20 protein-coding genes are annotated in these 21,617 nt (G+C 67.6%); 13 read left to right on the top strand and 7 right to left on the bottom strand.

What is annotated here, in order from left to right; translation table 11 throughout:
* Positions 1-76: 76 nt before the first annotated feature.
* Complete coding sequence (locus ACQPYM_RS00235; protein WP_433012957.1) at positions 77-820, bottom strand: hypothetical protein; 744 nt, start codon at positions 818-820, stop codon at positions 77-79.
* A 279-nt stretch (positions 821-1,099) separates the two neighbouring features.
* On the opposite strand from ACQPYM_RS00235, the gene ACQPYM_RS00240 reads away from it, so the two are divergent.
* The 4 genes from ACQPYM_RS00240 (at position 1,100) to ACQPYM_RS00255 (ending at position 4,564) form a co-directional block, all read left to right on the top strand.
* Positions 1,100-1,642 (top strand): peptidylprolyl isomerase, encoded by a 543-nt coding sequence (locus ACQPYM_RS00240; protein WP_396368687.1) that lies wholly within the window; start codon positions 1,100-1,102, stop codon positions 1,640-1,642.
* Between the two features lie 82 nt (positions 1,643-1,724).
* On the top strand, positions 1,725-2,465 hold the full coding sequence (locus tag ACQPYM_RS00245; RefSeq protein ID WP_433012959.1) for a rhomboid family intramembrane serine protease: 741 nt from the start codon (positions 1,725-1,727) through the stop codon (positions 2,463-2,465).
* Positions 2,466-3,449: 984 nt separating this feature from the next.
* Positions 3,450-4,007, top strand: a complete 558-nt coding sequence (locus ACQPYM_RS00250) for a hypothetical protein (RefSeq protein ID WP_433012961.1) — start codon at positions 3,450-3,452, stop codon at positions 4,005-4,007.
* Positions 4,004-4,564, top strand: a complete 561-nt coding sequence (locus tag ACQPYM_RS00255; protein ID WP_433012963.1) for a hypothetical protein — start codon at positions 4,004-4,006, stop codon at positions 4,562-4,564. The genes ACQPYM_RS00250 and ACQPYM_RS00255 overlap by 4 nt, the downstream gene beginning before the upstream one ends.
* 14 nt (positions 4,565-4,578) lie before the next feature.
* Here ACQPYM_RS00255 and ACQPYM_RS00260 read toward each other — a convergent pair whose 3' ends face one another.
* Both ACQPYM_RS00260 and ACQPYM_RS00265 read right to left on the bottom strand, forming a co-directional pair.
* The gene (locus ACQPYM_RS00260; RefSeq protein WP_433012965.1) at positions 4,579-4,848 is read right to left on the bottom strand and encodes a hypothetical protein; all 270 of its coding nucleotides are present in this window, start codon (positions 4,846-4,848) and stop codon (positions 4,579-4,581) included.
* Positions 4,849-5,117: 269 nt separating this feature from the next.
* The gene (locus ACQPYM_RS00265; RefSeq protein ID WP_433012967.1) at positions 5,118-5,483 is read right to left on the bottom strand and encodes a VOC family protein; all 366 of its coding nucleotides are present in this window, start codon (positions 5,481-5,483) and stop codon (positions 5,118-5,120) included.
* 377 nt (positions 5,484-5,860) lie between these two features.
* Here ACQPYM_RS00265 and ACQPYM_RS00270 point away from each other — a divergent pair, with 377 nt between their 5' ends.
* Complete coding sequence (locus ACQPYM_RS00270; RefSeq protein ID WP_433012969.1) at positions 5,861-6,634, top strand: class I SAM-dependent methyltransferase; 774 nt, start codon at positions 5,861-5,863, stop codon at positions 6,632-6,634.
* 279 nt (positions 6,635-6,913) lie between these two features.
* Here ACQPYM_RS00270 and ACQPYM_RS00275 read toward each other — a convergent pair whose 3' ends face one another.
* Entirely contained in the window at positions 6,914-7,654 is a 741-nt protein-coding gene (locus ACQPYM_RS00275) for a TetR/AcrR family transcriptional regulator (protein WP_433012971.1), read from the bottom strand.
* Between the two features lie 106 nt (positions 7,655-7,760).
* Here ACQPYM_RS00275 and ACQPYM_RS00280 point away from each other — a divergent pair, with 106 nt between their 5' ends.
* Positions 7,761-8,909, top strand: a complete 1,149-nt coding sequence (locus tag ACQPYM_RS00280; protein WP_433012973.1) for an FAD-dependent oxidoreductase — start codon at positions 7,761-7,763, stop codon at positions 8,907-8,909.
* Positions 8,910-8,990: 81 nt separating this feature from the next.
* Here the strand turns inward: ACQPYM_RS00280 and ACQPYM_RS00285 are convergent, their stop codons facing one another.
* Complete coding sequence (locus ACQPYM_RS00285; protein WP_433012975.1) at positions 8,991-9,905, bottom strand: LysR family transcriptional regulator; 915 nt, start codon at positions 9,903-9,905, stop codon at positions 8,991-8,993.
* A gap of 72 nt (positions 9,906-9,977) precedes the next feature.
* On the opposite strand from ACQPYM_RS00285, the gene ACQPYM_RS00290 reads away from it, so the two are divergent.
* Positions 9,978-10,367, top strand: coding sequence for a RidA family protein (locus tag ACQPYM_RS00290; RefSeq protein WP_433012977.1), 390 nt, complete (start codon positions 9,978-9,980; stop codon positions 10,365-10,367).
* 362 nt (positions 10,368-10,729) lie between these two features.
* On the opposite strand, the gene ACQPYM_RS00295 is transcribed toward ACQPYM_RS00290, so the two are convergent.
* On the bottom strand, positions 10,730-11,317 hold the full coding sequence (locus ACQPYM_RS00295) for a hypothetical protein (RefSeq protein WP_433012979.1): 588 nt from the start codon (positions 11,315-11,317) through the stop codon (positions 10,730-10,732).
* A gap of 549 nt (positions 11,318-11,866) precedes the next feature.
* Here ACQPYM_RS00295 and ACQPYM_RS00300 point away from each other — a divergent pair.
* Complete coding sequence (locus ACQPYM_RS00300) at positions 11,867-13,477, top strand: M14 family metallopeptidase (RefSeq protein WP_433023505.1); 1,611 nt, start codon at positions 11,867-11,869, stop codon at positions 13,475-13,477.
* A 6-nt stretch (positions 13,478-13,483) separates the two neighbouring features.
* On the opposite strand, the gene ACQPYM_RS00305 is transcribed toward ACQPYM_RS00300, so the two are convergent.
* Complete coding sequence (locus ACQPYM_RS00305) at positions 13,484-14,485, bottom strand: LacI family DNA-binding transcriptional regulator (RefSeq protein ID WP_433012984.1); 1,002 nt, start codon at positions 14,483-14,485, stop codon at positions 13,484-13,486.
* 170 nt (positions 14,486-14,655) lie between these two features.
* Here ACQPYM_RS00305 and ACQPYM_RS00310 point away from each other — a divergent pair, with 170 nt between their 5' ends.
* The 5 genes from ACQPYM_RS00310 to ACQPYM_RS00330 are packed head-to-tail and all read left to right on the top strand — an operon-like array spanning position 14,656 to position 21,524.
* The gene (locus ACQPYM_RS00310; RefSeq protein ID WP_433012986.1) at positions 14,656-16,158 is read left to right on the top strand and encodes an alpha-N-arabinofuranosidase; all 1,503 of its coding nucleotides are present in this window, start codon (positions 14,656-14,658) and stop codon (positions 16,156-16,158) included.
* Complete coding sequence (locus tag ACQPYM_RS00315) at positions 16,155-17,483, top strand: ABC transporter substrate-binding protein (protein WP_433012988.1); 1,329 nt, start codon at positions 16,155-16,157, stop codon at positions 17,481-17,483. The genes ACQPYM_RS00310 and ACQPYM_RS00315 overlap by 4 nt, the downstream gene beginning before the upstream one ends.
* Positions 17,484-17,486: 3 nt before the next feature.
* Complete coding sequence (locus ACQPYM_RS00320; RefSeq protein WP_433012990.1) at positions 17,487-18,428, top strand: carbohydrate ABC transporter permease; 942 nt, start codon at positions 17,487-17,489, stop codon at positions 18,426-18,428.
* Entirely contained in the window at positions 18,425-19,252 is an 828-nt protein-coding gene (locus tag ACQPYM_RS00325; protein WP_433012992.1) for a carbohydrate ABC transporter permease, read from the top strand. Before ACQPYM_RS00320 ends, ACQPYM_RS00325 begins: the two co-directional genes overlap by 4 nt.
* A 25-nt stretch (positions 19,253-19,277) precedes the next feature.
* Positions 19,278-21,524 carry a family 43 glycosylhydrolase gene (locus ACQPYM_RS00330; protein ID WP_433012994.1) on the top strand — a complete coding sequence of 749 codons (2,247 nt, stop codon included), beginning with the start codon at positions 19,278-19,280 and terminating at the stop codon, positions 21,522-21,524.
* The last annotated feature ends 93 nt before the right edge of the window (positions 21,525-21,617 follow it).

The following is a 21,617-nucleotide window of genomic DNA, read 5'->3' on the forward strand; positions in this document are numbered from 1 at the left end:
ACGTGTGATCGAGAAACGAACAAAGGCCGCGGCCTCCACCGGGGGGTCGCGGCCTTTGCCGTTGCGGGTGGTGCGGTCAGGAGTCGGTCGGCTTTTCGGTCGAGCGACGCTGGCTGGTGCTGGTCTTCTTCGCGGCGCCGTTCGACGCGGACTTCGGAGCGTCGTCGGCCTTAACGTCGGCTGCGCCCGAGGACGTCTCCGACTTGGCGTCCGTCTTCTCGTCCTCGGTCTGCCCGTTGGACGACTCGGCCTTCGGCGCGTCGGCGGCCGGCTTGTCGGCGGCGGGGCGCGACGTAGTACCGGCTGGGGCCGAGCTGTAGTCGCGGCCGCTGGTCGGAGTCGACTGCCAGGCCGGCTCCGGCGGGGTGAGCAGCTTCTTCACGGCTGCGGCGGCCAGCGCCCCGAACCCGAGGAACAGCACCACCTTGCGCAGCTTGTGGCTCTTCTTCGGTACGTCGATCTCACCCTTGAGCGCGGCCGCAGTGGCCTTGCCCCGGCGTGAACTCTCCTCGATGACCGGCTCGGCCGCGGCGGCCAGTGTCGCCAGCGCCGCGGTCACCTTCGGCATCAGGTCGTCGTTGAACCGCTCGCGTGCCTTCTCGGCCGCGTGCTCAGTGGCTGGCCCGACCTTGCTCAACGCGTCGTCGATGACCGGTCCTGCCTTCTCCACCGCGGCATGCGCGACAGCGGCGCCGCGCTCGACCGCCTTCTCGGCGTACGGCGACACCCGCTCCCGTGCGTTGCCCACGGCCGACTCGGCCAGCGGTCGGACCTTGTCCTTCGCGGTCTCGACCCGGCCCTTGGACTTCAACAAACCCACGGTTCCTCCTCGGTGCCGCCCCACGGTCGGTGGGCGGCTCTCCAGCCCATCGGCGGCATGGACGCGGCTGTAACGACTCTGGACAAATCCGGCTTCGTCTGCATCGTACGACGTACCCGGGTGCTAAACGTCCGAGGCCGTCCCGGACCGTCACCCGGAGATCACCCTGGGCCCTCACTGCGCCCTCGCTGTGCCCTCCCTGGGCACGTCGATGCGGCCAGAACTTGATGCCCATGACAGGATCGAAGCCGTAAGCCGTAACCCGATGAGGAGTATCCCGTGGCCGAAGAACTGTTCGCGACGCTGCAGACGACGAAGGGCGACGTCGTCATCAAGCTGTTCCCCGACCACGCCCCGAAGACGGTGCAGAACTTCGTCGGCCTCGCCGAGGGCACCAAGGAGTGGACCGACCCGACCACCGGTCAGGCCAGCACCGCCCGTTTCTACGACGGCCTCGGCTTCCACCGGGTGATCGACGGATTCATGATCCAGGGCGGCTGCCCGCTCGGTACCGGCACCGGTTCGCCGGGCTACAGCTTCGACGACGAGATCCACCCGGAGCTGCAGTTCGACCGGCCGTACCTGCTGGCGATGGCGAACGCGGGCATCCAGTTCGGCAAGGGCACCAACGGGTCGCAGTTCTTCGTGACCGTGGTCCCGACCCCGCACCTGAACCGCAAGCACACCATCTTCGGCGAGGTCGTCGACGACGACTCGAAGAAGGTCGTGGACGCGATCGCCACCGCGGACACCACGGCCGGCGACCGGCCGACCGAGCCGATCGTGATCAACAGCGTCAAGATCGAGCGCAAGACCGTCTGATCCACCGCGGGCCGGCTGCCTTCACGGCGGCCGGTCCGCACCCATTCTCGAAGACTGCTGTCCGACCGCGGAGGACCAGGGCGTGACCGAGACCGTCTGCTACCGGCACCCGGATCGGCGCGCGGGAGTCCGCTGCCAGCGCTGCGACCGGCCGATCTGTCCGGCCTGTATGAACAGCGCCGCGGTCGGGTTCCAGTGCCCGTCGTGCTTCAACGAGGGCGTGAAGTCGATCCCGCGGAAGCGTACGGCGCTGGGCGGTGTCGCCCGCGCGAACAACCAGGTCGTCACGCTCACCCTGCTCGTCCTGAACGTGCTGGTCTTCATCGCGGTCCGATCAGGCAGCCCGCGGGTGCTGCAGGACTTGGTCCTGGTCCCGGTGTTCGTCGAGTCCGAACCGTGGCGCCTGATCACGTCGGCCTTCACCCACGTGCAGATCTTCCACATCCTCTCGAACCTGTTCATGCTGTGGATGCTAGGCCCGCAACTCGAGCAGATGCTCGGCCGGCTCCGATTCGCCCTGCTCTATCTCGTCTCCGGCCTCGGTGGCGGGATCGCGGTCTGGCTGCTTTCTTCGCCGATCGGAGCCACGCTCGGCGCATCCGGCGCAGTACTGGGTCTGGTCGGCGCGCTGCTGGTGATCAGCCGGGCGCAGGGTCAGGACATCAGTTGGATCATCAGCTACGTGGCGGTGACCGCACTCCTCTCCTTCATCGTCCCGAACATCTCCTGGCAGGGTCACCTCGGCGGCTTCGTCACCGGCGCGGCCATCGCCTGGCTCTACCTCCAAGACACCAAACGCCGCCGCGCCAAAGTCAACCGCTGACCGCACGCTCAGGTACCGAGTGGTGAACCCGAAGATGCCGGCGTGCGGGTGGGCTCGCGACGCCTGCTCCGCTTCGCTACGCCGGCTGCATCGCCGGTAAGAGCTGAAGCCGACACGCACAACCCTGCGATCGCGATCTGGCCCGGGGCTGCCGAGGTGCGTGGACGGCTCGCGACGCCTGCTTCGCTTCGCTACGCCGGCTGCATCGCCTGTGAGTACGGACGCTGACGCGCGCGAACCTGCGGTGGCGGACCAAGTGCGTGAGGCTGGCGTGTGTGCGGGCGGCTCGCGACGCCTGCTCTGCTCCGCTACGCCGGCTGCATCGCCGGTGAATGCTGGCGCTGACGCGCGCAACCCCGCCGGTGGTGGAGCAAGTGCGTGAGGCCTGGCGTGTGGCGCGCATGACGCCCCGGTGGCGAAGCTGACCCGCGGGCGTGCGGGCGGCTCGCGACGCCTGCTCCGCTTCGCTACGCCGGCTGCATCGCCGGTAAGAGCTGAAGCCGACACGCACAGCCCTGCGATGGGAAACAGGCCCGGGACTGCTTGGGTGCGTGGGCGGCTCGCGACGCCTGCTCCGCTTCGCTACGCCGGCTGCATCGCCGGTGAGTACTGGCGCTGACGCGCGCGACCCCGCGGTGAAGCCAGCGCGAATGATGTGACGTCGGCCGACGGGCGTACCGCTGGCGCTGAACGAGCCGCGGGCGGCGGGCGCATCGGTGGGCTCTCGGCGCCTTTGCCGCTGCGTGATGCCGGGTGCATCTCCGGTGCGTGTTGGCGCTGGCCCGCATGACCCCACGCGCATCGACGCCGCTCGGCCTGGGCAGCAATACCCCAGTCCTGCCGTTCCAGCCCCAGCAACGTCTCGCACTGGTGGGTCGTGCGGATCCAGACCTAACCTGGCCACAGGCCCGCAACCGGAGGTGGAGCGATGCGGCGGATCCTGCTCGGCGCGCCCCTCACCGCGCTCTCGCTGGGGCGGTAGTGATGTCGGCTGCGAACTCGGGCGAGGATCCCAACATCGCGCCGTACCCGGGGCGCTACGAGGCCGCGAGGACCAAGGGTGTTGCTCCGAACGAGGATCCGGTGCCGATCGACATCACCGGCATGTGGGACTTCCAGCAGCAGGTCAGCAGGATCGCTGAACTGGTGGAGCACGAGGCGGCGCTCGATGGCGGGCTCTCGATGGACGGCGATGCGCGGGCGGTGACCGTCCGTCTCGTGGGGCCGGTCGACGGCACGTCGCCGGTGGTGGAGCGGCTCAAGGCATCCGTCCTGGCCGCGGCCGACGGCCTGACCGTGGAGTTCAAGTCGGTGCACTACTCGCGGGCCGAACTGGAACTGTTGGCCGACCGCCTCTTCCGGAACCCTGACCTGACTGGCATCGGTGGCTGCTGGGACTGCCTGGCGAATCGGGTCGTGGTGTTGATCGAACTCGGTACCGACAACACGCAGACCTTGCTCGATCGGCTCGGGGCACTCGACGACGATCGGATCGTGCTCCACACTTTCACTCTCCCGCCGGGAGTCGGGTGGTTCGAGTGAGAGCGCTCTGGGACGGTCCAGCGAAGGATTCACCAGATCTGCCGGTCGTCCGGCAGTGGGTCGAGCGCAATCCGGACACGGACGCCAGGCTCAGCGAGACCGTCGAGCACGGCGGTGATCGGGTGGTCCTGGTCATCAGCATCCCGTCTCATGCGGAGCTGCTCCGGGCGCGCATCGAGATTCCCCCGCTCGTGCGGTTCCCTGAGTTGTTGCGCTTCAGACGCTGGCAGCCATCCGAGCAGGAGACCGAGTGGACCCTGCAGTGGGTACTGGGCCTCATGCGCAGGCAGGAGGATCTCGGTCTGCCGACCAAGGTCACCTCGACGGGGCCGCACCCGGTGTCCGGGCTGATCGAGATCACGTTCGACCGCGTCGACCCCGCCTACGCCGCCGAGCTCGAAGCGCGCGGCAACGGTCTCGCCTACGTCCTGCCCGAACCGGTAAATCCCGTTCCGCTGTCAGTTGCACTCGCGTGGCCACCGCCGGGCGACCGAGTCCCGGGCGCAGAACGTCCGACCTGGGTCACCACGGAGAAGCCACGCGCGGACCTCCCATGATGAAGGTCGCGCCCTCACACCACGTGCAGGTCGATGACAGCGATACCGGCACCGACGTAGCTAGCCCGCCCGGTGAAGCCTGCTGGATCATCCGCGCGTGCCTGAGTGCCGCCAGGAACGGTCTTGTCGACGCCGTACGTCGTCGTGGTCCAGTCGACGAAGGCGCCGGCGCCACCCGCGAAATTGTCGCCGGCCAACTGGTAGGCCACTCCGTCGGTATCGATGCCTTTAGTGGTCAGCGAACCGCTGATGAGCGTTCTTCCACCCCGGAACCTGATGGTCACCGGTGGATCCAGAACAATCACCTGGCAGTTGCCGTCACGGCACGCAGCGAGGTTCGTGCCGTCCTTCGCTTTGACCGATGGGGGCAGTCTCGGAGTCGCGGGCAGGCTCGGAGTCGGGGTAGACGTCCGTACAGGAGTCGGCGTAGCGCTCGCCGTGGCCGGTGCAGGTTTCCGATGTGCGCGTGCACCATCGCCGGATGGTCGCGCGCTCGTAGGCGTCGGCGGCGAAACTCTCGTGCCGCCGTGGGACAACTGCGCCTGGTGCCGGGTCATTCTTCGATGACCGAGAGGATGTTGCCGGCCGGATCCTTGAACCAGGCGATGGGCGGGCCGTCACCGCGGGCGATTCCGAGGGAGTCGTGGTGGTCGAAGTAGCGCTCGAAGGTGATGCCTTGGGCAACCATCGTCCGGACGGTGGATTCGATGTCGTCCACCGGGAAGTTCAGGACGGTGAACTCGGCCGGGACGTGGTCGTCCTTCGGGTAGATCAGGACCGAACCGCCGGTGGCGAGTTCGAGGGTGAGCATGCCGTGGGCCGCCTTGACCGTGAGGCCGAGGGTGTCCCGGTAGAAGGTCTCGGCCGCGGGGATGTCGTCGACCGAGAAACCGCTGTACGCCTTGACCTTGCCGAACATCTGGACCTCCTCAGTGAGGGGCGGCCGGGGTTGGCTGCCCGTTCACCAGGGACGTCGGAGTGAGGATGCGCGTCTCGACATGGTCAGAGAGGACAGGATCGCGACGACCGGAGCGGGAGAAATGGCCGCGGGCGCGAGGCCATCGGCGACGCTCCGCCGCCGCGAGGTCAGCGCCAGTTTCCCTGGCTGCGTCGTCGGTAGAGCCGAAGCCGACCCGCACCCCCCTGCGATGGCGAAGCAAACCCGCGGCTGCCGAGTATTGGACGGCTCGCGGCGCCGCACGCAAGGCGGCATGACAGGGCGGGTTGCCCTTGCAAAACCATTGGTGAACCGACTTGCTCCGCTGATGTACTGATGTGCGGCCGTGAATCTGCCGCGTGTCGGAGGTGGTAGTTGTGACGAGCTATAACGCGCTTGCCGAGGTGTACGAGTGGCTCATCTCGGATGCAAAGCTGGCCCCGGCCGAGTTCGCTGCGTCGTACGACGACGTCCTCAGTCTCCTGCCGCCGAACGCTCACGTCCTCGATTGTTCGTGCGGAACCGGACAGCTGGCGGTTGGCCTCGCCGGTCGTGGCCTGCAGGTTGTCGCAACTGACGCCAGCGAAGCGATGGTTCGTCGGACTACAGAGTTATCTGAGGAATTCAGGGCACCTGTCCGGACACTGCGGGCGAACTGGGAAGAGTTGCCCGACCATTTCGAGGACGACACGTTCGACATGGTGTTCTGCGTTGGCAACTCGCTGCACCATGCCGCGGGCGCGAGAGGCAGGGTTGCTGCTCTGGAGTCGATGTCACGCCTTCTGCGCCCTGGCGGGCGCTTGGTACTCACCTCCCGCACCTGGGAACTCGTGAGGGCCAGAGGTTCCCGGCTCGACATCAGTGACCGACTCGTCCGCCGGAACGGTCGCGATGCCGTCGTGGTCTACCGCTGGGAGATTGCGTCACAGTGGGAAGAGGAGCACCACATCGAGATCGCGATCGCGCAAGTTGATGCGGCTGGGCCGGTTCTTGTCCGCTCAGAGCTGCTGTCCTGCTGGCCCTACCGACACGACGAACTCACAGCCGAGTTGCACCAGGTCGGACTCCGGACGGAAAGGAGCACGTACAACCCTGAGGCCGAGAACTACATGGTGGTGGCGAGCAAGGTCTAGACGACGGGCTCACAGTCCCTGGCCGGACCGCACGGTTGCTCACAGGAGGCTTGCGCCCCCTCACGACCGCACAAGGGCAGTTCATTGCCACAGCCGGAAACACCGTCGTGCCCTGGCCCACGCGTCGATCCTGGCTCCCGTGCCAGCACAAGCAAGCAACGCTGGCCGACGTCACCTCGGGCCGAGCTCGCTCCGCCGCCGCGGGGGGTCATGCGCGTTGGCGCCAGTTTCGCTGGCTGCGACGTGCCACGACCTTTCCGCGCGATCACCGCCCTAAGGTCAATCGCTGACTGTGCCGGTCAAGTAGCGGGTGATGGTGGGGCCTAGCCAGGCGACTGCCTCAGGTCGGGTTAGGGCTGCTACTGGCGGCAGGGCCAGCACGTAGCGGCAGAGGGCGAAGCCGAGGGCTTGGGTGGCGACCAGGCCGGCTCGGGTTGCTACCTCGGACGGCATGCTAGCGCTGGCCGGCGGCCGTCCTCCCTGCGCGGTGTCCGTCGGACCTCCCTGCGCGGTCGGATCTGCCGGCGCGGTGTCTATCCGGGCAGCGGTCGCGGGGGTGCTCGGGGCAGCGGTCGCGGGGGCGCTCGGGTCGGCGGCGGTCGCGGGGGCGGTCGGGTCAGGCTGGGCGTGGAGGCTGGCGATCAGGGGGGCCAGCTGTTCGGCGAAGAGTTGGCGCATTCGCTCGGCCGCCGCCGCGTTGGTGACGCTGGCGCGGAGCAGGGCCTGGAGTGAGTCGTCTTCCTCCCAGCGGTCGAGGAAGTGGTTGGTGAGTGCTGCGCCGACCTCCTCCCGCGGGAGTCGGCTCAGGTCGGGCAGTCGCAGGTCGAACTCCGCCGCTGCCGCGAAGAGTTTCTCCTTGCTGCCGAAGTACCGCATCACCATCGCCGGGTCGATCGCCGCGTCGGCCGCGATCGCCCGGATCGTCGCGCGCTCGTAGCCGTCGGCGGCGAACCGCTCTCGCGCCGCCGTGAGGATGCCTGCCCGCGTCCGGTCCGACCGTCGCTCGCCTGTCTGGCTCATGACCCCACCGTAGGTCAACAGGTGTTGACCTGGCCAGCCGGGCGTCCTACAGTGAAGTCAACAAGCGTTGGCCAACAGATGTTGACCTTGACTGAAGGAGCCGAAGATGATCCCGGAACAGACCGAAGTACTGGTGGTGGGAGCCGGACCGGTAGGACTCGCCGTCGCGGCGTCCTTGGCGGGTCAGGGGCGGCAGGTGACGGTCGTCGATCGCCAGGCGGCGGGGGCGAACACCTCCCGCGCGGCGGTCATCCACCCGCGGACCCTGGAGATGCTGGAACGGATCGGCGTCAGCGACCGCCTGGCGTCCCTCGGCATCCAGTCCAAGCAGTTCCACATCGCCGATGGCGACCGCACCCTCGTCCCGGTCCGCTTCGACAAGCTGCCGACGGCGTACCCGTATGTCTTGATGGTCCCGCAAAGCACCACCGAGCAGGTCCTGCTCGAGCGGCTGAAGGAACTCGGCGGCGAGGTCCACCGCCCGTACGTCGCCTCCGGTCTGCGGCAGACCGCGGACGGGGCCGAGGTCACTCTGGAGTCCGGCGAGCTGATCAAGGCGCAGTACGTCGTGGCCGCCGATGGCATGCACAGCAAGATCCGCGACCTCGCCGGCCTCGGCTTCAGTGACGACGGCACGCTGCCCCTCAACTTCACGCTCGCGGATGTCAAGGTGGACGGTGTGCTGCCGAAGGACGAGGTGATGCTCTACTTCTCGAAGGCCGGCATCCTGGTCGCCGCGCCTCTACCTGACGGCAGCATCCGCCTGGTGGCCGAGGTGGACGAGGCGCCGGAGCACCCTGATGTCGCCTACGCCCAGCGCCTGCTGAACGCCCGCGGTCCGAGAAGCCGCACAGTGAGGGTCACCGAGGTGATCTGGGGCTCGAGGTTCCGCATCCACGAACGGGTGGCAGACCGGTACCGCGCGGGCCGAGTCCTGCTGGCCGGCGACGCGGCCCACACCCACAGCCCTGCCGGCGGCCAAGGCATGAACCTCGGCCTCCGCGACGCCATCACTCTGGGCGAAGCGCTGGCAACCGCCCTGACCACCGGCAACGAAACCCCACTGGACAACTACGCCACCACGAACCGCGAGGAGGCCCTCCGGGTAGTAGCCCTAGCCCACCGCCTAACCCGTCTAGCCACAGTCCCCGCCCCCTTCCGCTCCGCCCGCAACGCAGCGCTCCATCTCCTCGCCCAAGTCCCCGCCTTCCGCCGCACCTTCGCCGCACAACTAGCAGGCATAGGCCACCGCTAGCCGGCTGGTCGCCGTTTAAAAGGGTGGTGTTTCCCGGCGACAGCAGCCCGGTTGACCCAGCGCCTGTCCTGCTCAGCAACGTCAGGCGAGCGCCTTGTCCGGCGGATCCTGACTCACTGCCGCCAGGAGGTTTCTGACCAACGGGTTTGAGTCGCTCCTGCGCCAGGCGACGGCGACTCGTGTCCGGGCGCTGCTGGGCTCGATCCTGCGGAAGACGACGCCTTTGAGGCGGATACGCCGGATGCTCGCCGGCGCCAGAGAGACGCCCAGGCCGGCCTCCACCAGGGCGCAGACGGTCTGCCACTCCACCGCCTGCTGGGACACGGAGGGCGTGAAGCCTGCCGCGGCGCACAGGCTGGTGATCCGGTCATGCAACTGTGGGCCGACCGCGCGAGGCAGCAGCACGAAAGGAAGGTCCGCCAACTGCTCAAGCCCGACTGTTCTTTGGGCGGCGAGACGGTGTGCGGCCGGCAGGACGGCCACGAAGGGCTCGGTCAGAATCGTCGTGAAGCCGAGCTCTGGTTGGTCATCGGGCGGCTCGCGCAGCAGCCCGATGTCGATGGTCTTGTCATGCAGGGCGTCGATCTGTGGTGCCGTGGTCATCTCGTGGATGTCCAGATGCACAGCGGGAAACCGGTGCCGGAAGGTACGCAGCAGGCCGGGCAGGACGGTCAGAGCGAGGGAGGCGGCGAAGCCGATTCGCAGGCGTCCGGCCTGGCCGCTGCCAACGGCCCGGGCCGCGGACAATCCGTCTGAGAGGTCGGTGAGGGCTCTGCGGGCTGCGGGCAGGAGTTCCTGGCCTGCCGGGGTGAGGGTGACGGCTCGTGCTGTGCGATGGAACAGCGCATGGCCGACCTTGTCCTCCAAACGGCGGATCTGCTGACTCAGTGGCGGCTGCGCGATGCCTAGGCGGGTGGCCGCGTGGCCGAAGTGGAGTTCCTCGGCGAGAACGACGAAAGCGTGCAGCTGTGGAAGGGGAAGTTCGGGGCGCTCCATATGCCTAGAGATATCAGCCAATGCCGGTACATGTATTAGACGTATCGGTAGTGGTCACCTAGCGTTCGGCGCATGACAGAGCGACGTGCGATCCTCAGCGGCTCGACGTTTGAGGAGCAGATCGGCTATGCCCGTGCCGTGGTGGACGGCGACTGGGTGCATGTGTCCGGGACGACCGGGTTCGACTACACCACGATGACAATCTCCGACGACGTCGTGGAGCAGGCCGAGCAGTGCCTGCACAACATCACGGCCGCGCTGGGCGAGGCGAACTGCACCCTCGCTGATGTGGTCCGGGTGCGGTACATCCTGCCCGACCGGGCGGACTTCGAGCCCTGCTGGCCGGTCCTGCGCCGCGCCTTCGGCGAGGTGCGGCCGGCCGCCACCATGCTGATGTGCGGCCTCGCTGACCCTCGCATGAAAATCGAGATCGAGGTGTATGCGCGGCGGGCCACCGCATAACCGCCTGCTCGAACGGATCCAGGGGAACGGCGTCGGCCAGACCGCGATCCGGGCGATCTGCGCGGATCGCCGGCTGCTAGGCCGGAGGGCCGTTCTGGGCCCACAGCTCTCGGCGCTGCGTCTCCCCGACTGGTCGGGCCAGAGCCACTCGTGCTTCAGCCAGAAGAACGGAAGAGAGCGCATGCGGACAACCTGGGTCGGGAGGTGCGCGACCACCTGATCGTTCCGGCTCAGCTCCCACACCGCGTCGCGGAACGGATCCAGCGGGGGATGTCGGGGCCATTGGTCGCTGGAAACACTGTGGGCAAGTATCGGCTGTCGCGGGGCGCAGCACATGCAACGCCCTCCAGAGACTGACCCACTCAGCCTGTTAGGGCCGCGACCAAGGCTCCGAGAACTACTGCGGCGACGGCGAACCCGAGGGCGCAGAGCAGCGCGAACGCGACTGGGTGCCGTCCGGCCCAGCTCACGGAGCCGGGCTGTTCGCGGCCCAGCTGCACAAAGGTGACCGGCTGACCCGGCGCACTGGTGGGCAGTCCGAGGTAGCCGATCAGCCGGTCGCGATCGGCGGACGAATACAGGGCGCCGTTGATGCTGAGCAGGCCGTGTCCGGCAGCGTCGAGGATGACGATGGTCTCGGAGACAGCCCCCGGCTGAACCACCGTGGCCCGGATCACCGAGGCGGCGAGCGCTCGGTCGCGTCGGCGGTGGAAGGTCAGACCGCGCGCCGAGATCTCGGTCGGGGTGACGACGATATGGGAGCGCCGCAGGTAGACAGCGACGGTGCCGGCCAGCAGCAGGATGAGGCCGATGCAAAGGATCCATGCAGGCCGGCCACCGGTAGTGAAGCCGGCGATCACAAACGTCACGGAGAGGACGGCAACGATCTTGAAGACCTGGCGGCGCGGTCCCGCACCCGGCCGCAGTACGAGCACGTCTGTTTCGGACACGGCCCGAACCCTATGGCATCACGGTGCCCCGATCGTGACTCGCGGGCCGACAGGCCGACGACGAAGCGCACGCGCACTCCTTGACGAGGTCGAACGATTCTTGAGGAGAGCGGTTTGATGAGTTCGCCTAATGCTGTACTCGGCCGACCCGCCGCGAGCACCGCGTACTGTCCCCGCCCAGCCACGACGGCTCGACCTGGAGCGCTGTCTCCACTGCCCGCATCGCCTCGCTCATCCGGCACCAGCAGTTCGCATCCGGCCCAGCAGTTCGGCCAACCTCGCCGGTAGCGCACACCTACGCCACCGCGGGGTCACGCGCGTCAGCGCCGGTACTCGCTGGCGATGCAGCTGGCGTAGCGGAGCGGAGCAGGCGTCGCGAGCTCGCCACGAGTCCCGGCGCGGGTTTCCCCGTGCTCCAGGGTGAATCGCTTCCAGTGGCTGCGGCGGAGCCCTACTCTCCAGTTACCTATTGCGACTAGCTCACTACTGGAGGTCACCGTGTTCCATCCCGCCCGATGGCACCGACTTGTTCCTCTCGTGTTGGCGGCTGTGGTTGTCGTCGGCGCCGGCAGTCAGGTTCAGGCTGTTGCGCCACCCGACCGCAAAGTCCAGGCCGCCGAGAACGGCGAGTTGATCCAGCTACTCCGGATCAACACCCCCACCGCCGCCGACCGCAAGCGCCTGACCACCCTCGACCTCGACCTGGCCGAGTCAGCCGGCCCCGGCTACGTCGATCTGGTTGCTTATGGCAAGCAAGATCAGCACCTCCTCAAGCTCGCCGGCTTCACCTGGTCAACCCTGGAAGACGACCTCAAAGGCGCCGACAAAGAACGCGAGGCAGCCGATGCGGCGTACGCGAAAGCCATTAGAAACAAGCAGATTCTCGCCACGCTCCCCAGCGGGCGTACGGCGTACCGGCAGCTGGCCGACTACAACAACGACCTCGCCTCGCTCGCGTCGCAGTACCCGACGAAGGTCAAGCAGATCACGCTGAAGCACACTTCGCTGGAAGGACGTGCGGTTCGCGGGATCGAGATCAGCCGCAACGTCAACGTCAGCGACGGCAAGCCGGTCTTCATCATGATGGGGTTGCACCACGCGCGCGAGTGGCCGTCCGGCGAGCTGACAATGGAGTTCGCGTACGACCTGCTGAAGAACGACGGCGTCGTACCGCGGGTCACCAACATTCTCGACAAGTCGCGGATCGTCATCGTCCCGGTGGTGAATCCCGACGGCTTCAACCTGAGCCGCACGCTCGGCTACGAGATGAAGCGGAAGAACTGCCGAATCACCAACGGCCAGCTCCCGACGCCGGGCCAGTGCGCGCAGTCCGCCAACCAGTCGCGCGGCACTGACCCGAACCGGAACTACGCCGGCTTCTGGGGCGGACCCGGCGCCTCGACCAGCCTGACCTCCGAGACGTACCGCGGCGCGAGCGCGTTCAGCGAGCCCGAGACGCGCAACATCCAGGCGCTCGTCTCGTCGCACCAGGCGACCACGCTGATCACGAACCACACCTATTCCAACCTCGTACTGCGTGAGCCCGGCTACGCCAGCGCGGGCAAGACCCCCGACGAGCCGCTCTACAAGTCGCTCGGTGACCAGATGGCCGCGCAGAACGGCTACCGCAGCCAGTTCGGCTACGAGCTCTACGACACCACCGGCACCACCGAGGACTGGTCGTACTACGCGACCGGCGGTCTCGGCTTCACGTTCGAGCACGGCAGCAGTTTCCACCCGGCGTTCTCGAACATCCCCAACTACTACTTCGGCTCGGGAAGTACCGCGGGCAAGGGAAATCGCGAGGCCTACCTGATCGCGGCGGAGAGCACGATCAACCCGGCCCGCCACTCGGTCATCACCGGCACGGGCCCGGCCGGCGCCGTACTGCGCCTGAAGAAGTCGTTCAACACCAAGACGTGGAACGGCACCAACATCCCCGATGTCCTGGAAACCAAGATGACCGTACCGGCGGGTGGCTCCTACACGTACCACGCGAACCCGTCGACCCGCCCGATCGTCGTCCAGCAAGGCGGGACCGAGTCATGGACACTGACCTGTGAGCGCCCAACCGGCCAGGTCCTGGAAACTCGCCAGGTCACCGTGGCTCGCGGTGCGTCGGTCACGGCTAACCTCACCACTTGCGCGGCAACGTTCTAAGGCGTTCTAACCAGCCGAGGACTCCCGAATCTGCAACGTGTACGGGACGGTGAGGTCGCGGCGGTCGACCTCACCGGTTCCGGCGATCCGGTCCAGCAACAGCCCGACGGCGTGCTCCGCCAGCCACTCCATGTCCGGGGAGATCGTGGTCAGCGACGGTGAGTGATAGCGGCCGTCCTCGATGTCGTCGAACCCGACCACCGCGACATCCCGCGGCACCGAAAGCCCCGCCTCGGCAAGAGTCCGCAGCGCACCGATCGCCAGCAGATCGTTGAAGCAGAAGACTGCATCCGGCGGCTCCGGCAACGCGAGCAGCTCCCGCATCGAGGAGGCACCGTCCTCGCGGTGATACCCCGTCCCGGCCAGCTCCAGCGTCGGATCATGCGGCAGCCCAGCGGCCTTCAGTGCCTTGCGATACCCCTTCCGCCGTACTGCGCCCGTGCCCGCGCCTCCGCCGACTCCGATGGCCGCGATCCGGCGCCGGCCGATCGAGATCAGGTGCGTGGTCGCATCGAAGGACGCCTGGACCGAGTCGACCGCGACGTGGTCGAGGGTGCCGCCCGCGTGCCGTTCGCCGAGCAGGACCAGCGGTTTCGCCGTGTCGGTCAGGGCGATCTTGGTGGGCGCGGTGGTGATCGGGGAGAAGATGATGCCGTCGATCAGCTGGCCCCGCATCCCGCCGAGGACGAGCTTCTCGGCGGCGGCCTCGCCTTCGGTCTGGTCGATCAGGACGGTGATGCCGCGTTTCTTCGCGGCCCGGCTGATCGCGGCGCCGAGCTCAGCGAAGTACGGCGATGCCATCTCGGGGATGGCCAGTGCGATGAAGTCCGACCGGCCCTTGCGCAGTGACCGGGCGCTCACGTTGGGCGTGTAGTCGAGGGCCTCGATCGCGGCCTGGACCTTGGCCCGGGTCCGGGCGGTGATGTGCGGATAGTCGTTGATCACGTTGGAGACCGTCTTCACCGATACTCCGGCGCGAGCTGCCACGTCGCTCAGCCTGGTCACCATCCGGTCCTCCCTCCGCCCCGTTCGATCGCAGTCTGTCATGCCGCTGCGGCGCTTCGTGCGGTCACAAGACGGCGACAGGACCAGTAGATCCAATGGTCAGCTCTTTACAGCCGATGTCAATCGTTGTAAAAACTCAGGTTAATCGTTGTAAAGATTTCTGTGGAGGATCTGTGGCACGTCTTGCGGTCGATCCCGCGTTCGTCGTCGGTGCCCTGGACCGGCGCGTGTTCGGCTCGTTCGTCGAGCACATGGGCCGCTGCGTCTACACCGGCATCTACGAGCCGGGACATGCCACCGCCGACCCGGAAGGGTTCCGCGAGGACGTGCTGGCGCTGGTCCGCGAGCTGGGCGTGACGGCGGTCCGCTACCCGGGCGGCAACTTCGTCTCCAACTACGACTGGGAGGACGGCGTCGGCCCGAAGGACCAGCGGCCGCGCAAGCTCGACCTGGCCTGGCGGTCGATCGAGCCGAACCAGTTCGGCACCGACGAGTTCATGAGCTGGTCGCGCAAGGCCGGCGTCGAGCCGATCTGGGCGGTCAACCTCGGCACCCGCGGGATCAAGGAAGCCGTCGAGCTGCTCGAGTACACCAACCTCCCGGCCGGCACTGAGCTGCCCGACCGCCGAGTGGCCAACGGCAACAAGGAGCCGTACGGGATCAAGGTGTGGTGCCTGGGCAACGAGATGGACGGGCCCTGGCAGATCGGTCACAAGACCGCCGAGGAGTACGCCCGGCTGGCCGAGGAGACCGCGAACGCGATGCGCCGGGTCGATCCCGGGGTCGAGTTCGTCGCCTGCGGCTCGAGCAACCGGTACATGCCGACCTTCGGCGACTGGGAGCGCACCGTGCTCGAGCGCACCTACGACCTGGTCGACCACATCAGTCTGCACGCGTACTACGAACCGAAGAACGGCGACCAGCAGAGCTTCCTCGCGGCCGCCGAGCAGATGGACCGGATGATCTCCGAGGTGGTCGCCACCGCCGACCACGTGAAGGCGCTCAAGCGCAGCGACAAGGAGATCACCCTCTCGTTCGACGAGTGGAACGTCTGGTACCAGCAGCGCTTCCCCGGCGAGCTCGGCCTGGACCTCCGCGAGGTGAGCCCGCTGATCGAGGACACCTACACCGTCGACGACGCGGTCGTGGTGGGCAGCCTGCTGATCACCCTGCTCCGGCACGCCGACCGGGTGAAGATCGCTTGCCTGGCGCAACTGGTGAACGTGATCGGCCCGATCCGCACCGAGCCCGACGGGCGGGCCTGGCGGCAGACGATCTTCCACCCGTTCGCGCTGACCGCGCAGTACGCGGGCTCGACCGTACTGCGCACCGAGGTGGCCGGCCCCGAGATCGAGACCGCTGAGTACGGGCGGGTACCGGCACTGTGGAGTACCGCGACCTACGAGGAAGCCACCGGCGAGGTGACGCTCTTCGTGGTGAATCGAAGCGAGACCGACAAGGTCGACCTGGAGGTCCCACTGCGGCCCGGACTGCGGGTGGTGGAGCACCTCGCCCTGTACGACGACGACCGCACCGCGGTCAACACCGCGGAAGATCCCGACCGGGTGGTCCCTCGCCGGATCGACGGAACCGAGGTCCGCAACGACAGCTGTACGGCCACGTTGCCCCCTGCTTCGTGGCACATGATCAGGCTCTCCCCTGGAGGTACACGGTGAACACCATCAACCGGCGTTTGGTGCTGGGCGGACTCGGCGCTCTGGGGGCGGCCGGCGTCCTGGCCGGCTGCGGCTCAGGCTCGGCAGGTAAGCCCGGCGCGGGCCCCGCGACCGGCGACGGCGGCGCGAAGGGGTACGACGGCCCGCCCGTCGAACTCGACTTCTGGAACGGCTTCACCGGCGGTGACGGCCCGTTCATGCGCAAGATCGTCGACCAGTTCAACTCCGAGAACCAGAACATCAAGATCAAGATGACCGTGATGCAGTGGGCCGACTACTACACGAAGCTGCCCACCGCGGTCAGCAGCGGACGCGGTCCCGCGGTCGCGATCATGCACGTCGACTCGCTGGCCACCAATGCGGCACGGAACGTGATCGAACCGCTCGACGACGTGGCCAAGGCGCTCGACCTCAAGCAGGACGACTTCTCCGAGGTGGTCTGGAAGGCCGGCGAGTACGAGGGCAAGCGGTACGGCATCCCGCTCGACGTGCACCCGCTCGGCTTCTTCTACAACAAGACGCTGATGACCACGGCCGGCCTCGACCCGGCCAAGCCGCCGACGAACGCCGACGAGTACGCCGCCGCGCTGGACGCCTTCAAGAGCAAGGGGATCCAGGGCCACTGGGCCACACCGTTCACGTTCACCGGCGTGCTGACTGTCCAGGCGTTGCTCTGGCAGTACGGCGGCGACCTGTTCAACGACGACGCGTCGAAGGCGACCTGGCACGAGGAGGCCGGTGTGAAGGCGCTGGGCTGGTTCACCGACCTGGTGAAGAACGGCCACAGCCCGAAGAACGTCGCCCAGGACGCCGACAACATCGCGGTGATGAACGGCAAGAACGCGTTCGTCTGGAACGGCATCTGGAACATCAACACGTTCAAGGAGAAGAAGGGCCTGGAGTGGGGCGTGGCCCCGCTGCCGAACATCGGCGGCACCAAGGCCGCCTGGGCCGGTTCGCACCAGTTCTGCCTGCCGAAGCTGAAGACCCCGGACCAGAACAAGTCCACCGCCGCGCGCGTGTTCCTCAACTACGTCAGCCAGAAGTCGCTCGAGTGGGCCAAGGGCGGTCAGGTCCCGGCCCGCAAGCAGGTCCGCGAGTCGGCCGAGTTCAAGGCCCTGCCGGAGCAGGCCGCACTGGCGACCCAGATCGACGACCTGCACTTCCCGCCGGCGGTGCCCGGCATCGGGGACGCGCTGAACGAGCTGAACAAGGCCGTCAACGAGGCTGTGCTGCTGAAGGCGGAGCCCGCCAAGGCCTTGTCCGACGCGGCCGCGCGGGCGGACAAGATCCTGGAGGCCAACCGCAAGAAGTACGGCGCGTAAGCGATGACGGTCCAGGCCAGCGCGGGCACGCTCCGGAAGCGCCGTGCCCGCGCCTCCTCCGCCGTCCGCGGGTACGGCCGCGCGACGCCGTACCTGTTCCTGGCGCCGTACCTGCTGCTGTTCCTGATGTTCGTGATCGGGCCGGCCATCTTCGGCTTCTGGATGAGTCTGCACGACTGGGACTTCCAGTTGCCGGGCAAACCGTTCGTCGGACTGCAGAACTACAAGGACCTGTTCGACCCGCTGTCGGCGACGGCCGAGCCGTTCTGGCACGGCATGCGGGCGACCGGGATCTTCACGGTCGCGTCGGTGCCGTTCCTGGTGGCGTTGCCGCTCGGCCTGGCCGTGCTGCTGAACCGCAAGTTCCCGGGCCGGACCTTCTTCCGGGCCGTGTACTTCGCGCCGTTCGTGCTCGGCGTGGCCGTGATCGGCCTGATGTTCCGCTACATCCTGGACACCAGCTTCGGTCTGCTGAACGCCTTCCTCGGGCTGTTCGGTGTCTCCGAGATCGGTTGGACGAACGACCAGCCCTGGGCGTTCGTCTCGCTGGTCGCGGTGACAGTGTGGTGGACGGCCGGCTTCAACGCGATCATCTACCTGGCCGGGCTGCAGGACATCCCGGCCGAGCAGTACGAGGCGGCCGAGCTGGACGGGGCGAACACCTGGCAGCAGTTCCGCAACGTCACGTTGCCCGGGCTGCGGCCGGTCACCGTCTTCATCATCACGATCACCTTGCTGGCCAGTGCCAACATGTTCGGCCAGTCGGTGCTGATCACCCAGGGCGGGCCCGGTGACTCCACCGCGACCGCGCTGATGGTGATCACCGACACCGGCTTCAGCCAGTTCCGGATGGGCCAGGCCACCGCGATGAGCTACCTGCTGGCGCTCTGCCTCGCGGTCGTCTCGCTGATCAACTTCGCCCTGCTGAGGGAGCGCAAGTCATGAGGCGCCGACCGTCTGCCGCGTTCTGGATCCTGGTGATCCTGCTGACCGTGCTGGTGATCGTTCCGCTGCTGTGGATGGTGATCACCTCCTTCAAGACGATCGGTGAGTCGCAGGCCGACCCGCCGACCCTCGTCCCGCAGGACCCGACCACCCGCGCGTACGGCGAGATCCTCACCACCGGCGGCCAGAACCCGGTACTGCGCTGGGCGCTGAACAGCTTCGGCGCGGCAGCGTTCCACGCGTTGCTGGTGGTTGTGGTCTCGTCGATGGCCGGCTACGCCCTGGCCCGGATGGAGTTCCGGTTCAAGAACGCCATCTTCTCGGTGATCCTGCTGACCCTGTTCGTGCCCGGCTTCGTCTTCCTGATGCCGAACTACCTGCTGATGGACAACCTCGGCTGGCTGGACACGCTGCTGGCGTTGATCGTCCCCGGCGCGGCCGGTGCGTTCGGGGTGTTCTTCATGCGGCAGTTCTTCCTGGCCATTCCGAAGGAGCTCGAGGAGGTCGCGCTGATCGACGGCGCGAACGCCTGGACCGTCTTCACCCGGATCATCCTGCCGAACGCCAAACCCGCCTTGGCCACGCTGACCGTGCTGTCGTTCCTGACCAACTGGAACGACTTCATCTGGCCACTGTTCGTGCTGTTCAGTCCGGAGCGGCTGACGCTGCCGGCCGGTCTGACCCTGCTGCAGGGTGCCTACACGACCGACTACCCGGTGATCATGGCCGGCGCCACCGTGGCCGCCGTACCGGTCCTGATCCTCTACGTGTTCGTCCAGCGTTACGTCATCGAAGGTGTCGCGCGCAGCGGCATCAAAGGTTGATCCGACTTTCGAGAGGAACCCGCCCGTGCCTCCCAGACGACTGATGGCCGCAGCGCTCGCTGTGGCCACGATGGCGGCCGGCCTCACGGCCGCCACCGCCGCCGCCACCGCCGCTGCTGCCGCGCCCCCGCCGGCACCAGTGACCACCCAGAACGCGATCTCGTCCTCCTTCGCCGACACCTTCGCCGACCCGGCGGTCATCCAGGGCCGCGACGGCTACTGGTACGCCTACGCCACCTCCGACCCACTGGTTGCCGGAGGCCCGTTCGGCCTCATGCACATGGCCAGGACCAAGGACTTCGGCTCCTGGGAGTACCTCGGCACGGTCTTCAACGACGAGACCAAGCCGAAGTGGGCCGCGCCCGGCTCGTTCTTCTGGGCACCGGACATCCGCTACTTCGGCGGCCGGTACGTCATGTACTTCACCGTCACCGACACCCTCGCCAACCCTGGTGGCGATCCGGCGATCGGCGTCGCCACCGCACCGACTCCCACCGGCCCGTGGACGGCCACCGACGGCCCGGTCGTCGCGCCGAAGCCCGACGGCAACGGCGGGTACTTCGGCACCATCGACCCGGCGATGCTCACCGCCGCCGACGGCAAGCGCTACCTGTACGCCGGCGGCTACTACGGCGGCATCTCCGTCACGGAACTCTCGCCCGACGGCCTGACCTCAGTCGGTACGCCGACCCAGGTGACCATCGGCGATCGCTACGAGGGCTCGTACGTCGTCTACCGCGACGGCTGGTACTACCTGATGGGCTCGTCGATGAACTGCTGCGCGGGCCCGACCACCGGGTACTCCGTGTTCGCCGGCCGCTCCAAGTCGCCCCGCGGCCCGTTCCTGGACGCCGACGGCGCGTCGATGAACGAGTCCCGGGTCGGCGGTACGACGGTCATCACGCAGAACGGCAACAAGTGGATCGGACCCGGCCACCACGCGTTCATCACCGACGCGGCCGGGCAGGACCACATCGTCTACCACGCGCTCGACCGCGCGACGCCGTGGCTGACCGACCCGTTCGGGATCAACCGGCGGCCGATGCTGATCGACCGGATCGACTGGATCGACGGCTGGCCGCGGACTCGGGCCGGCGCCGGTCCGTCGGACACGCCTCAGCCCGCCCCGACCACAGGCTCGGGCGCAGGCATCGACGCTGCCGATCCCGCGAGTGGACTGTGGGGCGCGACCAGGCTGGCTGGTGACTCGCTTGGCGGACCCACTGCTTCGATCCGTGGAGTCGCTGCGACCAGGCAGTCCGCGCCCGGTGGGTCTCTGCGGGTAGAGGCCGACGTGAAGCTCGGCAACCGTTTCACCACTGTGGTCGGTGGTGGCGCGGTGGTGGTCAGCGTTGGCAGCAACAAGATCACCATCGTGGCGGGCGGCCGGACCACGAGTGCCGCTTTGCCGGCTGGCTTCGACCGGTCGCAGTGGAACAACCTCATCGTCCAGGTCGCGGGTAACACCGTGACGGCTCGGGTGAACGACGCCGGGCTCGGAGATCTGTACGCCGAGGCGCGACTCGTAGTACCGGGGCTGAAGGTTCGGTCCGCGCCGGTGCGGTGGCTTGGGACTGCTGAGCTGGACAACCTGACGGTGCGGCCAGTGGCGGAGCCGGTACGCCGCGCCGCCGCAGTACCGGTTGCTGGGAAGTTGCTGGCCGGTGACGAGTTCTCCGGCGGGCTTGGCGATCAATGGTCGTGGGTGCGTCCTGACTCGCGCGCAGTAGTTGCCGATGGCAAGTTATCGTGGCCGTTGCAGAATACCGATCTGGTTGGCTCGGGCAACAACGCGAGCCTGTTGTTCCACCAGACGCCGGCGTCCGACAGTTGGATCGCGGAGACGAAGCTGCACCTCGATCTCGGTGAGGGCGATATCCGCAACTACCAGCAGGCCGGGATGATCGCGTACCTGAACGACGACGACTTCGCCCGGCTCGGCGACGTGGCGATCTGGCGGACGCGGCAGACGGAGTTCGGCCGGGAGTTGGTGGCGCGGGCCGACGGTGCGACCAGCTACGGCGGGGCAGCCATCGGACGGCCGGCGCCGACCATGTGGATGCGGCTCGCGTACCACCGCAATGCGGCTGGGGAGCACGTCTACCGCGCCGGAACGAGTGTCGACGGCAAGAAGTGGACCTGGGGTGCGTCCTGGGTGCTCCCGGCCGGTACTACGCCGAAGCTCGGTCTGTACGCGCATGGCGACCAGACTGGGTCCAACCCGCCGCCGGTGGCCACGTTCGACTACCTGCGGTTCTACACGAGCAAGTGATGCTGCGCCGGCCGGGGTTGTTGTTGCTGTGCTTGCTCGCGGTTGCGTGCAGCAGCAATAGCAGCAGCGACAACCCCGGCGGTGCTGAAGGGA

This window comes from Kribbella sp. CA-294648 (assembly GCF_050943845.1).
Lineage (GTDB): Bacteria > Actinomycetota > Actinomycetes > Propionibacteriales > Kribbellaceae > Kribbella.

What these genes read in the sequence shown, in the direction of transcription:
- ACQPYM_RS00250 (WP_433012961.1), top strand. Translation starts at nt 3,450, where the DNA reads ATGTCGGCTGCGAACTCGGGCGAGGATCCCAACATCGCGCCGTACCCG.
- ACQPYM_RS00265 (WP_433012967.1), bottom strand. Translation starts at nt 5,483, where the DNA reads ATGTTCGGCAAGGTCAAGGCGTACAGCGGTTTCTCGGTCGACGACATC.
- ACQPYM_RS00275 (WP_433012971.1), bottom strand. Translation starts at nt 7,654, where the DNA reads ATGAGCCAGACAGGCGAGCGACGGTCGGACCGGACGCGGGCAGGCATC.
- ACQPYM_RS00280 (WP_433012973.1), top strand. Translation starts at nt 7,761, where the DNA reads ATGATCCCGGAACAGACCGAAGTACTGGTGGTGGGAGCCGGACCGGTA.
- ACQPYM_RS00285 (WP_433012975.1), bottom strand. Translation starts at nt 9,905, where the DNA reads ATGGAGCGCCCCGAACTTCCCCTTCCACAGCTGCACGCTTTCGTCGTT.
- ACQPYM_RS00290 (WP_433012977.1), top strand. Translation starts at nt 9,978, where the DNA reads ATGACAGAGCGACGTGCGATCCTCAGCGGCTCGACGTTTGAGGAGCAG.
- ACQPYM_RS00305 (WP_433012984.1), bottom strand. Translation starts at nt 14,485, where the DNA reads ATGGTGACCAGGCTGAGCGACGTGGCAGCTCGCGCCGGAGTATCGGTG.
- ACQPYM_RS00320 (WP_433012990.1), top strand. Translation starts at nt 17,487, where the DNA reads ATGACGGTCCAGGCCAGCGCGGGCACGCTCCGGAAGCGCCGTGCCCGC.
- ACQPYM_RS00325 (WP_433012992.1), top strand. Translation starts at nt 18,425, where the DNA reads ATGAGGCGCCGACCGTCTGCCGCGTTCTGGATCCTGGTGATCCTGCTG.